General features: G+C 38.6%; 13 protein-coding genes. 7 read left to right on the top strand and 6 right to left on the bottom strand.

What is annotated here, in order from left to right; genetic code table 11:
- Nucleotides 1–45: 45 nt before the first annotated feature.
- The 3 genes from HQN86_RS02950 to HQN86_RS02940 form a co-directional block, all read right to left on the bottom strand.
- Nucleotides 46–633, bottom strand: coding sequence for a DUF3267 domain-containing protein (locus tag HQN86_RS02950; RefSeq protein WP_172659548.1), 588 nt, complete (start codon nucleotides 631–633; stop codon nucleotides 46–48).
- Nucleotides 634–665: 32 nt separating this feature from the next.
- Entirely contained in the window at nucleotides 666–1,091 is a 426-nt protein-coding gene (locus tag HQN86_RS02945; protein ID WP_172659547.1) for a hypothetical protein, read from the bottom strand.
- Between the two features lie 113 nt (nucleotides 1,092–1,204).
- A complete protein-coding gene (locus HQN86_RS02940) occupies nucleotides 1,205–1,651 on the bottom strand; it encodes a KTSC domain-containing protein (protein WP_172659546.1) in 447 nt (148 codons plus the stop codon).
- 369 nt (nucleotides 1,652–2,020) lie between these two features.
- On the opposite strand from HQN86_RS02940, the gene HQN86_RS02935 reads away from it, so the two are divergent.
- From HQN86_RS02935 to HQN86_RS02915, 5 genes are all read left to right on the top strand, one after another.
- Nucleotides 2,021–2,701, top strand: a complete 681-nt coding sequence (locus tag HQN86_RS02935) for a response regulator transcription factor (protein ID WP_172659545.1) — start codon at nucleotides 2,021–2,023, stop codon at nucleotides 2,699–2,701.
- On the top strand, nucleotides 2,698–4,059 hold the full coding sequence (locus HQN86_RS02930; RefSeq protein WP_172659544.1) for a sensor histidine kinase: 1,362 nt from the start codon (nucleotides 2,698–2,700) through the stop codon (nucleotides 4,057–4,059). Before HQN86_RS02935 ends, HQN86_RS02930 begins: the two co-directional genes overlap by 4 nt.
- A 74-nt stretch (nucleotides 4,060–4,133) precedes the next feature.
- Nucleotides 4,134–5,417, top strand: coding sequence for a TolC family protein (locus tag HQN86_RS02925; protein WP_246269401.1), 1,284 nt, complete (start codon nucleotides 4,134–4,136; stop codon nucleotides 5,415–5,417).
- 7 nt (nucleotides 5,418–5,424) lie between these two features.
- A complete protein-coding gene (locus HQN86_RS02920; protein ID WP_172659542.1) occupies nucleotides 5,425–6,525 on the top strand; it encodes an efflux RND transporter periplasmic adaptor subunit in 1,101 nt (366 codons plus the stop codon).
- Between the two features lie 17 nt (nucleotides 6,526–6,542).
- The gene (locus tag HQN86_RS02915; protein WP_172659541.1) at nucleotides 6,543–9,680 is read left to right on the top strand and encodes an efflux RND transporter permease subunit; all 3,138 of its coding nucleotides are present in this window, start codon (nucleotides 6,543–6,545) and stop codon (nucleotides 9,678–9,680) included.
- Nucleotides 9,681–9,683: 3 nt separating this feature from the next.
- Here HQN86_RS02915 and HQN86_RS02910 read toward each other — a convergent pair whose 3' ends face one another.
- Complete coding sequence (locus HQN86_RS02910) at nucleotides 9,684–11,123, bottom strand: alpha-L-fucosidase (protein WP_172659540.1); 1,440 nt, start codon at nucleotides 11,121–11,123, stop codon at nucleotides 9,684–9,686.
- A gap of 157 nt (nucleotides 11,124–11,280) precedes the next feature.
- Between HQN86_RS02910 and HQN86_RS02905 the strand changes: the two genes are divergently transcribed.
- The gene (locus HQN86_RS02905) at nucleotides 11,281–11,991 is read left to right on the top strand and encodes an SRPBCC family protein (RefSeq protein ID WP_172659539.1); all 711 of its coding nucleotides are present in this window, start codon (nucleotides 11,281–11,283) and stop codon (nucleotides 11,989–11,991) included.
- Nucleotides 11,992–12,006: 15 nt separating this feature from the next.
- Here the strand turns inward: HQN86_RS02905 and HQN86_RS02900 are convergent, their stop codons facing one another.
- Complete coding sequence (locus HQN86_RS02900) at nucleotides 12,007–12,519, bottom strand: DUF5362 family protein (protein ID WP_172659538.1); 513 nt, start codon at nucleotides 12,517–12,519, stop codon at nucleotides 12,007–12,009.
- Nucleotides 12,520–12,620: 101 nt separating this feature from the next.
- Here HQN86_RS02900 and ychF point away from each other — a divergent pair, with 101 nt between their 5' ends.
- Complete coding sequence (gene ychF, locus HQN86_RS02895) at nucleotides 12,621–13,715, top strand: redox-regulated ATPase YchF (RefSeq protein WP_172659537.1); 1,095 nt, start codon at nucleotides 12,621–12,623, stop codon at nucleotides 13,713–13,715.
- Nucleotides 13,716–13,897: 182 nt separating this feature from the next.
- On the opposite strand, the gene mgtE is transcribed toward ychF, so the two are convergent.
- Complete coding sequence (gene mgtE / locus HQN86_RS02890; RefSeq protein WP_172659536.1) at nucleotides 13,898–15,271, bottom strand: magnesium transporter; 1,374 nt, start codon at nucleotides 15,269–15,271, stop codon at nucleotides 13,898–13,900.
- Nucleotides 15,272–15,706 lie beyond the last annotated feature (435 nt).

Genomic DNA, 15,706 nt, shown 5'->3' with positions numbered 1-15,706 from the left:
ATAATTTAAATTGAGGGTTTACTAAATACTATACAAAATTTGATGCTATATGGTTTTATAAACAATACATCCGATTTTAGAAGGATGATCTTGTACTAATGTTTCCATATCCAACTTTCTAATCATATTTATCATCATAAAATCGCCTCCGGCAGCCATGGTAAAGAACATACCAAATGCAAAAAGCTGAATATTTCCGGTAATTAAAGCTAAAATTACAGGGAGTATTCCTAACAGTATAGCAGGCATAATAGCACCCAATATATAGTGTTTTATTTTTAAAGGCTCTTTACAGTGGCAATATGGCGTAACCGCTTTCCAGATTACACCGAACTTAATCGACTTAAATCTTTCCTTTGCAAACAGGCACCATGTTATTCCATGAATTAATTCATGGAGCACAATTCCTATAAGTATTACCAAAATCATGATTGCGCTTGTCAGCAAACCATTCATCTCCTTTGGAAATAAATTTTTGAATAGGTCAAGTGTTCCGTCACCCCACAAAAAATAGTAAAGTGGGCAAAATAAAATAACAAAAGGGATAAAATAGACAATTGAAGTAATCTGCGCTTTTGCGGCATCAATAGTCATTTCTTCCATTTTATAGCCGGGTATATTGAATTGTTCCATAGTATGGAACTAAGATATAAAAGTAAATTGAATTATTTTACCCTTAGATAAAGCATACTATAACCATCATAATAATTATCGCTGATCAGTAAAGAATCATTTCTTAAGCCCAATATATATTTCCTTTGCTCTTTAGAAATGGTGTCAACTTCGTTAAATGATATTGCTGTTTCAAGTTGTCCGGAATAAATGCTTTTTGCTTTTGAAAGCATGTATTTTCCTTCTTTAACCAGCTTTCCATTGTCAATCCGCTGATAAGTATCTTTAGATTTAAATACTAAAACTGAGCTTTTACCGTCTTCAACGGGTTTAGTTTGACCGGCAAAACCGCCACTTGAAAGTTTAAGATTCCATTTCCCAATTAGCTTTTGCTCAATATTTGGATCAGACTTTTGCTTTTCGCAGGCATAAAAGCCTACCGTAATAAAAGTAATTATAGCCAGAAAATGCACTTTCATATCCATGCTTTAAGTTTTATATATAAAACGTTTAAAAAGCAAAAATCGCTACACCATTAGCACTTATATGCTCAGGTTAGCGATCTCTCTTTAAATTCGATATAAGTTTTAGCCTAAGCTGTTTCCAGTTTCACGATGTTTCTGTAAGGGAAAGATCCAAAGATATGTCTGCGGGCAAATCTACCTGGAGAATCAGCGTTCACTAATTTTACATAAACGGCTTTAGGTACGCCAAAATATTCATAAGCACTACCATCAAGGAAATGAACAGTTAGTATTAAACCTGCCCAGCTATAATCAGCAATACCACAAGTAGCAGTAGTCTGAGTATACTCATCCAATGAAAGGGCCAATGTTTCCGGAGCAATACTAACCAGAAAATGATAAGCTTCAATAATTTCTTTGCTTTTGGTTTCTGCTTCTATTTTAGCTTCTTCGCTATCCTGAAACTTGTCAGGGTGCCAATCTTTCATTAAACCCCTATAAATGGTTTTTAATTCTTTTAATTCGGCATCCTTCTGTACACCCAATAACTTCCTGTAATCAACGATCTTCTTCATAAAATTTGCGCGAAGGTACGCAGATTTTTCGGGTAATCATATTATGATTCAATTAATTAGTTCTTTTTCGATGGTATCACAAAATGTGATACCATCTCATCGGGAATTCCCACAAGTTTATCCGTCGTAATTCATTATTTGATATTGTTACTATCAAACACAACAAGGAAACTTAAAATAACAAAAATATCTAATTAATTAATAAAAAATATCAAAAGTAAAACATTAAAGGTAATTTCAATATTTTGAGGGTTGATAGTAAACCAGTCGTCACCTCCTAAAAAACTATTGTCAACACTTACCCTATTGCTTACCAATTAGACGCTGCCCCCTATAAAACTTTTCCCACAGATACTATATATTTGCGATATGTTCAAAATTGGATTAGCAGAAGATGATGAAAAAATAGCTGCCTTGATAAAAAGCGGGCTAGAGGAACATCAATATCATGTTACCCCCATACATGACGGCAGTTTGGCCTTGGCAGAATTTAAAGATAATGAGTATGATCTCGTAATACTCGACATCATGATGCCCGGCTTAAACGGCATTGAGGTATGTCGACAATTGAGAGCAAAAAACAAAGATCTTCCTATCCTTATGCTAACCGCACTTGGCTCTATTGAAGATAAAGTAACCGGCCTAAGTTCCGGTGCCGACGACTACTTACTTAAACCATTTCATTTCAGAGAATTACTTGCTCGCCTGGAAGCACTTTTAAGAAGAAACAACAAAAATTTTGCCCCACATAACATTCTTAATTTTGCAGACATCACTATGGATACCTATAGTAAGTCTGTTGAAAGAGCCGGCATAGCAATTGAACTTACTGCCAAAGAATACATACTGCTCGAGCTGTTTTTAAAAAACCCGAACAGATTACTATCCAGACAATACATTGCAGAAAATGCCTGGGATATTAATTTTGATACCGGCACCAACGTAATTGATGTTTACATCAATTTCCTCAGAAAAAAAATTGAAAAGGGCTTTGATAAACGGTTGATACATACAAAAATTGGGATGGGCTATATCCTCAAAGAGGCATGAAAATAAAAGATCGGCTCGCATTATACTTTACACTGATCAGTACATTAGTATTGCTTTGCGTGCTCTTTACCATATACTTTACCTTCATAAAGTTTATGCAGAGTGATTTTTTTGACCGACTTACAGACCGCACCATGGTTACAGCCAAGCTTTACCTGGAAGCCGATGAAATATCAAGCGATTCACTAACCCGCGTACGGGAACAATACCTCGAAAAGCTAAATGGAGAGGTGATCCGTATTTATAACAGCAAAAACGACGCAACTTTTATTGGTGATGATCAGCAATACTGGAACATTCAAACCATCGAAAGGGTAAGGCGATATAAAAAAGCCCGGTTTAAGGATGGCAATAGACAAGTAGTAGGCATTTATTACAAAGACAATCAGGGTGATTTTGTAATCCTGGCCTCTGCCATCGACCAAAGCACCATTGTCAGAGCAGAAAAACTGTTGAAAATAATGGCAGCTATTTTCCTTGTTATCTTTGTAGGGCTACTGCTTTCTGCCCGATGGATTGCAAAAAAAATACTCCTGCCTCTGGATCTTTTTATAGATCAGGTTAAACTGATTAAGTCAAACAACCTTCATTTCAGGGTAAAAGAAGGACCCAATAAAGACGAGATTCATCTACTTGCTCAAAATTTCAACAACCTGATGGAGCATCTGGAGCAATCCTTCATTTTGCAAAAAACATTTGTAGCCAATGCTTCGCACGAGCTCAGGACTCCAATAACAAGAATGATCATAGGTACTGAAATTGCTCTTTCCCAGGATCGGAGTAAAGAAGAATACCAAAAAGCCTTAGCATCAGTACTGGAGGATTCAGAAAAACTGGAAAACATCATCAGCAGTTTACTTAAGCTTGCCCAGGCCGATCTGGAATATGGCTCAAACAATCTCGAAAAAGTACGTATCGATGAAATGATATGGAGTTTGCAACAGGAATGGAATCAAAAAACAGGTATGAATAGCCTTTTGGTTGAGGTAAAAGATCTCCCTATGGACGAAGATCAGCTAAGCATTACCTGCAACCCCACCCTATTGCAAATTGCAATTGACAACCTCATTTCTAATGCATTTAAATTTTCAGACCATCAACCTGTTAAATGCGTGCTTGATGTTAAAGACGATGGTATCCATATTTTCATTATCGATACTGGTGTTGGAATAGCGCCTGCTGATCTGGATAACATATTCAAACCTTTTTACAGCTCATCATCTAAAGCTGAACATTCAGGCAGTGGTATGGGCCTATATATGGCACATAAAATCATTATGCTCTATCAGGGGAACATCAGTGTAAAGTCACAAAAGCACCAGGGCACCACCTTCCATGTGCACTTCCCGCTATTTTAATCTCATTTTAATTTCGCTTTAATTTCGCTTTAATTCTCTCAGGGTAGGTTTGACCAAACATTACACAAATGGTTATGATACCTTTAAGATTCCATACCTTTTTTGGCTGCATACTGCTCGTTTTCTTTGCAACAACAGCTTCAGCACAGGTAACAGATTCGATTAAGCTAAGCCTACGGGATACCGAAAGTCTTTTTGTAAAGAACAACTACCAGCTAATCGCTCAGCAATACCAAACAGATCAGGCAAAGGCCGATGTGATAACCGCCCGCTTATTTGACAATCCTGAAATCAGCTACGAAAATCTTTTGTACAATAAAGAAACAAAGAGATTTCTTGAAACCAGCAAAGCTACCGGACAATATCAGGGCTCTTTATCACAAATGATTAAGCTTGCCGGTAAACGCAACAAGAATATTAAACTAGCTACTACCGGGGTTAAACTGGCCGAGTACGAATATTTTGATCTGATGCGCACTTTGCGATATACACTCAGCTCCACTTTTTATAAGATGTATTACGATCAGCAATCTGCCAAAGTCTACCAGGAGCAGATCAATTCCCTTGAACTTTTATTGAATGCCAATGAGCAACAGTTAAAGATGGGAAATGTAGCCATGAAGGATATCATCAGGATCAAATCATTGTTATACAGTCTGCAAGGAGAATATAGCAGTTTACTTAATGATATTGAGGATTTGCAAACTCAGCTTAAACTGATGACAAACATCAGGCCTGATGCAAATCTTGTTCTTGTGGTTCCTTCAGAGGAAGAACAGAACTACCAACCTGATAAAAACACCTATACTAATTTACTGGATACCGCAAGGAGCAATCGCGCTGATCTTCAGCTGGCAAAAACTGAAATCACCTATGCCGAAAACAACCTGAGGTTACAAAAAGCCAATGCCGTTCCTGATGTTGAACTCTCACTTATTTACGACCTCAAGGGCTCTTATCCTGATAATTATACCGGACTAGGGATAAAACTTCCAATACCATTGTTTAACAGGAATCAGGGCGAAATAAAAAAGGCCAAAATTGCAATTGATGCAGGCAACTCGAAGCTCAGTCAGCAGGAAGCAATTCTCGAAAATGAGGTATACAATAGTTATACATCTGCTTTAAGAACCGAAAAACTGTATCGTGGGCTCGACAGTAATTTCAATGCTGATTTTGACAAACTGATTGTTGAAGTGATAAAAAATTTCAAAAACAGGAACATCAGTCTGATTGAATTTTTGGATTTCTACGACTCCTACAAAGCCAGCACATTACAAATGAACACATTAAAATACGAGCGCATGAACGCTAAGGAAGAAATCAATTTCGTTACCGGCTCAACTATTTTTAAATAACGCACACATGCAAAAAATCATTAAAACCATCAGCACACTTACTGCCCTCTCTGCTGTAATATTTCTACAAGGCTGTTCAGAACAGCCGAAAGAAGCTCCAAAGGAGGAAAAATTTGTAATTACAGACTCTTTGCTGAAAAGGCTGGAAATAGACACCGTACAGGGCGCAAATAATCAGACAGACCTTAATTTTTCAGCAAAGATCACGGCCAACGAGGAGAACATGTCAAAGGTTTACCCAATGGTAAGCGGGCTTGTTAAAAACGTACCGGCAAAACGAGGAGACCGGGTAACCAAAGGCCAGCTACTGGCCACTATGACCAGTGCAGAAATGGCTGGTTTTGATAAAGAAGCCATCAGCTCTTCTGCAGAATTAAGAAATGCGCAACGCAGTGTAAAACTTACAGAGGATATGTTTAAAAGCGGATTAGCTTCTGAACGCGATCTTGAACAGGCAAAAAACGACCTTATGGTTAAGGAAGCAGAAGATAAAAGAAGCAGGTCTATTCTGTCTTTAAATGGGGGTAATAAGAATGGTACCTATGTTATAAAAGCACCAATATCTGGTTTCATAATCGATAAAAATATAACCAGCAATATGCAGGTAAGACCAGATAACAATGAGAACTTATTTACAATAGCTGATCTTTCTAATGTATGGGCATTGATCAATATTTACGAATCAGACATTTCCAAAATTAAAGAGGGCGACGAGGTTAATCTTTCAATTCTATCCTATCCAGATAAACCATTTAAAGGCAAAATCAGTAAAATCTACAACATGCTCGACAATGACAGTAAAGTAATGAATGCCAGGGTGGTGATAGATAATCCGGGTTATTTATTAAAGCCGGGAATGATGGCAACTGTACAAATTGCCACCCGGAATGGTGCAACCTTGCCAGTGGTAAGTACAGATTGCCTCATTTTTGACAATAATAAATATTACGTGCTGGTGCTTGATCCGGTAAAAAAAGTACGTATACAGGAAGTAGAAATAGGCAGAAAATTCGAAAACAAGGCCTATATCAGCAAGGGTCTTAATGCAGGCGATAGAGTTGTTGCTTCTAAACAACTTTTCCTGTACGACAGTTTGAGACCTCAATAACCCCTTAACTTATAGTAATGAATCAATTCATTAAGTCGATCATAAATTTTTCCCTTAAAAATAAATACTTTGTATTTTTTGCCACCTTTATTTTAGTGCTGGCAGGGTATCTTAGTTTCAAGCATACCACTATTGAAGCTTTTCCGGATGTAACCAATACTAATATAACCATCATTACACAGTGGCCTGGCCGCAGTGCCGAAGAGGTTGAAAAGTTTGTTACCCGGCCACTAGAAATTGCCATGAACCCAACCGAGAAAAGAACAAGTATCCGTTCTTCGTCTTTATTTGGGCTATCGGTAGTTAAAATCACATTTGAGGACGATGTAGATTATCAATTTGCAAGGGTTCAGGTAAACAACCACCTTGATGAGGCCGACCTGCCTTCGGGTGCGAAGCCGGAAGTCCAACCACCATATGGCCCTACCGGCGAGATTTTCCGGTATACGCTTAAAAGCGATAAGAAATCCGTCAGAGAGCTAAAAACTTTGCAGGATTGGGTGGTTGAACGGGAGCTGCTATCAGTACCAGGCATCGCCGATGTGGTAAGCTTTGGCGGAGAAGTTAAAACATACCAAATCACAGTTGATCCTCAAAAATCATTACAATACGGAGTAACTGCTACAGAACTTTTTGAAGCTGTTTCTAAAAGCAACATTAATGTGGGTGGCGATGTGATTGAGCAAAGTGGACAAGCTTATGTGGTACGCGGAATTGGTGTGCTAAATAATATTGATGAGATCAAGAACATCATTATTGACAACTTTAACGGCACACCGGTGTATGTTAAAACCATAGCCGAGGTAACGGAATCTGCTCTACCACGCTTAGGGCAGGTTGGCAGAGACCATGATCCTGATGTAGTTGAAGGTATTGTAGTGATGCGTAAGGGCGAAAACCCAAGCGAAGTGATCCACAACCTTAAAGAAAAGATTAAGGATGTAAATGAAAACATTTTGCCGGGCGACGTAAAGATCAGTCCTTTCTATGACCGTGAGAATCTGGTAAATTTTGCCACGCATACAGTAATGCACAACATGCTGGAAGGGATCATTTTTGTTACCCTGATTGTGTTCCTGTTTATGGCTGATTGGAGAACCACACTGATCGTTTCTCTTATTATACCCCTGGCACTCCTTTTTGCTTTTATTTGTTTAAAACTAAAGGGTATGTCGGCCAACCTGCTCTCTATGGGCGCCATAGATTTCGGGATCATTATAGACGGTGCAGTAGTAATGGTAGAGGGGATTTTTGTCGCCCTCGATTACAACTCTCATAAAAACGGCGCCGAGAAATTTAACCGGATGAGTAAACTAGGCATCATTAAAAGGGCCTGTCTGGAAAATGGCAAGGGCATTTTCTTTGCCAAACTGATTATCATTACCGGCTTAATGCCAATCTTTACTTTTGAAAAAGTAGAAGGTAAAATGTTCTCGCCATTGGCATGGACCCTAAGTTTTGCATTGTTAGGTGCCCTGTTGCTAACCTTTACATTGGTACCAGCAATGGCAAGTGTATTGCTTAGAAAGAATGTTAAAGAAAAGCACAACATCTTTTTAGAGTTCCTTACAAAAGTTGTGATGCGGGTTTACACGGCATGCTTTAAAGCTAGAAAACTCGTCTTCGGTACAGCCATGGTTATACTGGTTGTTGGCTTATTTAGCTTTAAATTTCTGGGAACGGAGTTTTTACCTACACTGGATGAAGGATCCATATATGTAAGGGCCAGTGCTCCGCTAAGTGTTTCACTCAATGAAACTAAAAAGCTTTCGAACGAGATGCGTAAGATCTTTTTAAGCTTTGAGGAGGTGAAACAGGTAATATCGCAAACCGGCCGACCAAACGACGGCACAGATGCAACAGGATTTTACAATATGGAATTCCTGGTTGATATTTATCCCAAAGCAGAATGGAAACGTAAGCAAACCAAAGAGGAACTGGTAGAGCGTATGCAGGAAAAGCTTAAAGGTTATCCCGGTATTAGTTTAAACTTCTCTCAGCCAATTTCGGATAACGTGGAGGAAGCGGTATCAGGTGTAAAAGGATCTATTGTGGTTAAAATGTTTGGCAACGATTATTCCTTTATCGAAAAGCATGAGCAAGACATATATAACATTCTAAAAACAGTTAATGGGATTGAGGATTTAGGGATTCTTAGAAATCTTGGACAGCCTGAATTGCAGATCAACCTCGATCAAAGTAAAATGGCGCTATACGGAGTGAGAACAGAGGATGCAAACTCCATAATAGAGATGGCTATTGGTGGTAAAGCCGCTACACAGATTTATGAAGGAGAGCGTAAATTTGATCTCCGAATCAGATATCCTGAAGACTTTAGAAAAGATGAAGCTTCAATTGGTGCGCTACGTATCCCTACTATTTCTGGTGCCAAAGTTCCATTAAGTGAAATTTCTACTATTCGTAAAATTACCGGCCCAAGCATTATTTACCGCGATAAGCATGAACGCTATGGGGCCATTAAATTCTCAATAAGAGGGCGTGATATGGGAAGTGTAATTGCCGAAGCACAGGCTAAAGTAAAAGCTCAAATTAAACTTCCTAAAGAATACAAACTGGAATGGGCAGGTGATTTTGAGAACCAACAAAGGGCAACCAGTCGTTTATCTGAAGCTGTGCCGATCAGCTTATTGCTCATATTTTTTATCCTGTTTGTATTGTTCGGAAACATTAAAGATTCATTACTGGTGTTAAACAATGTACCATTTGCAATGATTGGGGGCATACTTGCGTTGCTCGCAACGGGAGTTAACTTCAATATTTCGGCCGGCATTGGATTTATTGCACTGTTTGGTATATGCGTGCAAAATGGGGTAATTCTGATTACACGATTTAAAAGCAATATGGTAGAATTAAAACATCGTCCGGAATGGACTTTTGCTGACGCACTGAAAAATGGCGTTGCCACCAGAATGCGTCCGGTAATTATGACTGCGTTGATGGCTGCAATTGGTTTGATGCCGGCTGCACTATCAACCGGAATAGGTTCAGAAGCATCAAAACCTTTAGCTATTGTAGTTATAGGTGGATTGATAACCAATACATTATTTAACCTTTTTGTATACCCAATAGTTGTCTACTGGGCATACCAGAAAAAGGTTAAACATTTACATATATCATCTGTTCCGCAGAACTAATGCCTATAAGTCCGGTGCTTTGTAAAGTTGTACGCTTGAAAGTACCGGGCAGGCATTTGCATCCAGAATATTTACCCTAATCTTACTCGTTTTTACAGTGGGGAACACCAGGATTCTTTTGCGACCTATGGTAGTCTGTGTATCTAAAGTCTTAAATTCAGATCCTTCCAGATATTCTACCGAGAACGATTTCACTCTTTGTCCTAGTTTAATAAATTCCTGAAGTACAATACGGTTAAGCTCGGTTTCTTTACCCAGATCTATGGTAATCACTGCGCTTTTTACCTGATCATCTGTTGTCCAGTAAGTCTCGTTGTTTCCGTCGGTTAAATTTTGTCCATTGAATTTCTTATCCTTTCCTCTGATGTTGCTTACTGTTACTTTTCTGCCTTTTGCCAGATCAGTTTTATAAGCAGCATCCAGGTATTTTTTGAATTCCATTAATCTGGTAGAATCTGTTGGATGAATTAAACCATCACGATTTACCGGAACATTTAACAACAGGTTACTATTGCGGCCGACGGAAGTATTGTAGATAGATTCCAGCTGATCAAGTGTTTTAACCTGATTATCGGTATTGGCGCTATAAAACCATCCTGGTCTGATAGAAACATCAACCTCTGCAGGAATCCAGTATTTACCATTCTCATCACCTGTGTTAAGTACTTTACTTTCAGGAGCCTCTGCTCCTACTCCAAATCCATCGGTATTTAAGGTCGACCAGTTGGTTTCGCCCGCAACACCTCTTTCATTTCCCATCCAACGAATATCAGGACCGATATCACTAAATATTACTGCCTGAGGTTGGTTTTTGCGAACTACATTATAAAACTTAGGCCAGTCGTATGCCTGCTTTTTATCACCGCCATTTGCACCGTCAAACCATTGTTCAAAAACACTTCCGTAATTGCTTAATACCTCATTAAGGGTGTTGGCAAATACGTCATTATACTTAGGGGTGCCATATTCAGGATGATTACGATCCCAAGGGGACAAATAAACCCCGAATTTTAAGCCATATTCCTTACAAGCTGCAGATAATTCCTTTAGCACATCTCCTTTACCGTCTTTCCAGGCGCTTTCTCTAACAGTGTGTGTACTGAATTTACTTGGCCACAGGCAAAAACCATCATGGTGTTTGGCAGTAATAATAATTGCCTTCATACCAGCATTTTTTGCAGTGCGAGCCCATTGTCGGGCATCAAGTTTCTTAGGATTAAACACCTTTGGATCTTCGTCGCCATGCCCCCACTCTTTGTCTGTAAATGTGTTTGGTCCAAAATGGATAAACATATAATACTCCATTTGTTGCCAGGCATATTGATTTTTGTTTGGAACGGCACCATAAGGTTTAGGTGCTGCTACAGATGATTGCGCATAACTGTTTGCAGTAAACAATAATGAGCACAATGCTGCTGCTGAATAGGTCTTTATTAGTTTCATTGTGTATGGTTAGTTACGAACTTTAAAATTGCAATTTATGCATTGCTAAAAATTCTACGCTATTGTCATTAAAATAAATGATTTTGGCAAATCTTAAAACTTATCTATTAACCAAAGTGTTATTGGTTTATCGTTGCCAATAAAAATAAGCCATCAAATGAAAACACATGAAAGTAATTTAAAGCTCCGGTCGGGAAAATTCTCTATCGAGAAGCATCATTATGAGAACATAGGTCTTACAGAACGTATGGTTTCTGTATTGCTAAGTGGTATTTTAATGACCAGAGGGATTAGGAGACCGCTTAAAGCGCAATTTTTATATGGTGCTTACCTGGCATACAGGGGCTTTACCGGCAAATGTTTTGTATATGAGAAACTTGGAATAGATGGCAATAAACCGAGAGCGATAAATATTAGGGGTGAATTTGAAATTGACAGACCTGCCAGCGAGGTATATGCCTACTGGCGCGATTTAAATAACCTTCCGGGTAGCATTAAACATTTACTAAACGTAGAGGTAATTGATGAAAACCTTTCTCATTGGAAAAGCAATGTAATGGGAAATTTATTTTCGATAGACTGGGATGCAGAAATTATAAAGGATGAACCAAATCATTTAATTGGATGGAGATCTTCTCCAAGTTCTTTAATAAGTCATGTAGGGCGGGTTAAGTTTACCGAAACAGCTGATAAAACCGGAACGATATTGAAAGTGGTTCTATCCTATCATCCTCCAATTGGAGGCGTTGGCATTGGTTTAGCCAGGCTGTTAAACCCGTATTTTGAAAGTCTTTTAAAAAAAGAGATCAGAAGCTTTAAACATACCATTGAAAACAAGATTCCGATATATGCTAACGGAACCTTGTAAAAGTATCTTTAGTTATTAAGGAGCAACACTACCAGCACCAAGGTAAGCAACAATTCCAAGAAGAAAAGAGATAATGTAAAGGCCCAATATGGTGATGGTAATGATACCCCAAAATTTAAAGAACGATTTCATTTTACTCATTGCCTCGCTTAGCGCGGGCTGATCGCCATATAATACAGCCTGTTTTGCCGAATTGGCATATTTAAACATTAATAAGCTTGGGTAAAAATAAAGTAAAGCCGACAATAGGAATACTACTGTAAGGAAACCTCCTCCAAGTGCCGCCCAGGGATTGTTTGCTGCACCCACCTTACCATTCATTGCGCTTATCAATGCTTCAGCACTAAATGAAAACAAGACCATGAATCCCGTTACTACAAATCCTATTATTGACAAGAATTTGGTCCACCTGGCGGTTTCATATATGTAACTACGTATGTCTTCTGTAACGGTTAACAAGACTTCCTCTCCCTCTTGAGGGTCATTGTGTGTTGTTTCCTCAGGATTTTCTTCTTCAAAATGTTCCATGTTGATCGTATTGTTTTTTTATAAGGCTTTTAGCTTGCCTAAACATAAAGAATATTTTTAAAAAATTGATACCTTTGCGCCAAATCAAGAAAAAAACATACATGGCATTACAATGTGGTATAGTTGGTTTACCAAATGTTGGAAAATCCACTTTATTTAACTGTTTATCTAACGCAAAAGCTCAAGCCGCTAACTTTCCTTTCTGTACTATAGAACCAAATATTGGTGTTATTACAGTTCCTGATGATAGGTTAACTAAGCTTGCAGAACTCGTAAATCCCAACCGGATTGTACCAAATACAATTGAGATTGTAGATATCGCTGGTTTGGTAAAGGGGGCTTCAAAAGGTGAAGGTCTTGGTAACCAATTCCTGGGTAATATTAGAGCAACAAACGCTATTATCCACGTTTTACGTTGCTTTGACGACGGAAATGTGATTCACGTTGACGGATCGGTAGACCCAATTCGCGATAAAGAAATTATTGATACTGAATTACAGCTTAAGGATTTGGATACTGTTGACAAACGTATCCAGAAGGTCGAAAAAATGGCTAAAACCGATAAAGATGCAAAAAGAACCTTCGATATCCTAAGCATAATAAAGTCTCATATCGAGAGCGGAAAATCAGTTCGTTCTGCTGCAGTTTCTGCTGAAGATTTTGAATTTATTCAGGATCTAGGCTTACTTACTCAAAAGCCGGTAATGTACGTTTGTAATGTTGATGAGAATTCCGTTATAACCGGCAATGCTTATGTTGAGCGCGTTAAAGAAGCAGTAAAAGATGAAAATGCTGAGGTTCTGGTGATTTCTGCTAAAATTGAATCTGAAATTGCTGAGCTTGAAAGTTACGAAGAACGCCAGGAATTCCTGGCCGATCTTGGCTTAACTGAATCGGGTGTAAATAAACTGATCCGCGCTGCCTACAGGTTACTAGACCTATATACTTACTTTACGGCAGGTGTACAGGAAGTAAGAGCCTGGACAATCACAAAAGGTTTCACCGCGCCTCAGGCTGCCGGTGTAATTCATACAGATTTTGAAAAAGGATTTATCCGTGCTGAGGTAATTAAATATAACGACTTCGTAACACTGGGTTCTGAGAATGCATGTAAAGATGCCGGAAAACTAGGTGTTGAAGGAAAAACCTATGTTGTTGAAGACGGAGATATTATGCACTTCCGTTTTAACGTTTAGATTTTTGACTTTTAAAAATCAAAAGAGGATGATCACAAATGATCATCCTCTTTTTTTATTTCCAAATTATGCATCATGCCTCCAAAAAATCGGTCTTCTAAGAAAAGACCTAGGCGCTGTTGACCATTCAGCGCAGTGGGCAACAGATGCCCGTCTTTGAATAGAACGGCCTATTTTGTCCTTTATAACAGCACTCCCGTAAGAAACAACACTGCTACAGAGAAATAGATGATCAGGCCCGTTACATCCACCAGGGTGGCTACAAACGGAGCAGATGACGTAGCAGGGTCAGCCCCAAGTTTCTTAAGTAACAAAGGAAGCATTGATCCTGAAAGCGAGCCCCATAATACTACCCCTACCAAGGCTACTCCAACTGTTAAACCTATAAGCATCCAATGTGGGCCATACATATCGGTAAAGAAAGTCCAGGCAAAGATTCTTAAGAACCCTATTGTACCCAATACAATCCCCAGCATCAAACCAGAGATAATCTCCCGGCGCATTACCCTCCACCAATCACCAATAGTAATCTCGCCAAGTGCCATGGCCTGAATAATCAAAGTAGATGCCTGCGAGCCACTGTTTCCTCCACTTGAAATAATTAGCGGAACAAACATGGCCAATATAACCGCCTTGGCAATATCAGCTTCAAAATGTGCCATCGCAGTTGCAGTAAGCATTTCTCCAAGAAAAAGTACAACAAGCCAGCCTATTCTTCTTTTAAACAAACCAAGTATGGGCATATCCAAATAAGGTTCATCTAAAGCCTGGGTACCCCCAATTTTATGTATATCTTCGGTATATTCTTCGTTTGCAATCCATAGAATATCATCTACGGTAACTATCCCCAGCAATACATTATTCTCATCCACAACCGGTAATGCTACCCTGTTGTTCATTCTAAATATATTAATGGCTTCTTCCTGATGGTCGCTTGCTTTTAAAGCAATTAAGCGCTGATCTGTAAGATCACCGATTTTGGCTTCCGGATCAGCAAGTAAAATCTCCCTTATTCTAATGTCGTCTAACAGCACACCGTCTTTATCGATCACATAGATCACATCAATGGTCTCAGAGTTTTTGCCATAACGCCTGATGTGCGAAAGCACTCGTGTTACCGTCCAATCCTTTTTAACTGCAACATAGTCTGGCGTCATCAACCTACCCACACTATCCTCTTCGTAGCCTAGCAGCGAAAGTGCTTCTACTCTATCTTTGGCAGGTAAAAGAATAATCAACTTTTTAACAGCATCACCTTTCAGTTCACTAAAAAGTGAAGTACGGTCATCGGGTGGAAGTAAATTGATTAACTCAGCTAACTTATTGCCTGGAAGCTTTTTAATGATCTTTTCCTGAGTAGGAAAATCAAGAATACGGAATACATTTACGGCCCTTTTAACAGATAAAGTTTCAATAAATTTTACTGCATGCTGGGGGAGTTCGTCTATCAGATGTTCTACATCTGAAATATTCAGATCATCTAAATAAGCCTTTAATTGCGCATCGTCTTGAAGCTCTAAAAGCTTTACGATTTCTTCAACAACTACCTCTTCCATATGCACTAAATTCTTTACATGATTTTCACTATTTTACGGGTGCAAAAATGCCTTTTTATTTTTAAAAAAGGCACTTATAATCAGAAAATTATTAGAATAAAAATGAGGACTACCAAAGCTTATCCTTTTCGTTAATAAACCTGCAGTTTATTAGTTAGCAGAGTTCCCAAAAATTTTTCTAAATTTAATACACCAAATATTGTCTCAATTCCTAACACTAACGAACAGATATGACTAAAAAGCGTCTATAGTTAACCCCAACACCCCCTAACCCTATTTAATCATCCTAATCCTAACCTTTATGAACCTACGTTTTATCCACCTAAGCTTATTTAAGCTTAATTCTTACGTCCAGCTAATTCATCTTTACAAGCCCAATAAAGAATAGCCGGCTAATCTTAAGTTCTGTATTGATATTACCTTAAGGTAGTATAT

It is taken from the genome of Pedobacter panaciterrae (genome assembly GCF_013204795.1).
GTDB classification, from domain to species: domain Bacteria; phylum Bacteroidota; class Bacteroidia; order Sphingobacteriales; family Sphingobacteriaceae; genus Pedobacter; species Pedobacter panaciterrae.
This window is presented reverse-complemented; position numbering and strand designations above follow the sequence as displayed.

What these genes read in the sequence shown, in the direction of transcription:
- HQN86_RS02900 (WP_172659538.1), bottom strand. Translation starts at nt 12,519, where the DNA reads ATGGAACATTTTGAAGAAGAAAATCCTGAGGAAACAACACACAATGAC.
- HQN86_RS02950 (WP_172659548.1), bottom strand. Translation starts at nt 633, where the DNA reads ATGGAACAATTCAATATACCCGGCTATAAAATGGAAGAAATGACTATT.
- HQN86_RS02920 (WP_172659542.1), top strand. Translation starts at nt 5,425, where the DNA reads ATGCAAAAAATCATTAAAACCATCAGCACACTTACTGCCCTCTCTGCT.
- HQN86_RS02925 (WP_246269401.1), top strand. Translation starts at nt 4,134, where the DNA reads ATGATACCTTTAAGATTCCATACCTTTTTTGGCTGCATACTGCTCGTT.
- mgtE (WP_172659536.1), bottom strand. Translation starts at nt 15,271, where the DNA reads ATGGAAGAGGTAGTTGTTGAAGAAATCGTAAAGCTTTTAGAGCTTCAA.
- HQN86_RS02905 (WP_172659539.1), top strand. Translation starts at nt 11,281, where the DNA reads ATGAAAACACATGAAAGTAATTTAAAGCTCCGGTCGGGAAAATTCTCT.
- HQN86_RS02935 (WP_172659545.1), top strand. Translation starts at nt 2,021, where the DNA reads ATGTTCAAAATTGGATTAGCAGAAGATGATGAAAAAATAGCTGCCTTG.
- HQN86_RS02940 (WP_172659546.1), bottom strand. Translation starts at nt 1,651, where the DNA reads ATGAAGAAGATCGTTGATTACAGGAAGTTATTGGGTGTACAGAAGGAT.
- HQN86_RS02945 (WP_172659547.1), bottom strand. Translation starts at nt 1,091, where the DNA reads ATGAAAGTGCATTTTCTGGCTATAATTACTTTTATTACGGTAGGCTTT.
- HQN86_RS02910 (WP_172659540.1), bottom strand. Translation starts at nt 11,123, where the DNA reads ATGAAACTAATAAAGACCTATTCAGCAGCAGCATTGTGCTCATTATTG.
- HQN86_RS02930 (WP_172659544.1), top strand. Translation starts at nt 2,698, where the DNA reads ATGAAAATAAAAGATCGGCTCGCATTATACTTTACACTGATCAGTACA.
- ychF (WP_172659537.1), top strand. Translation starts at nt 12,621, where the DNA reads ATGGCATTACAATGTGGTATAGTTGGTTTACCAAATGTTGGAAAATCC.
- HQN86_RS02915 (WP_172659541.1), top strand. Translation starts at nt 6,543, where the DNA reads ATGAATCAATTCATTAAGTCGATCATAAATTTTTCCCTTAAAAATAAA.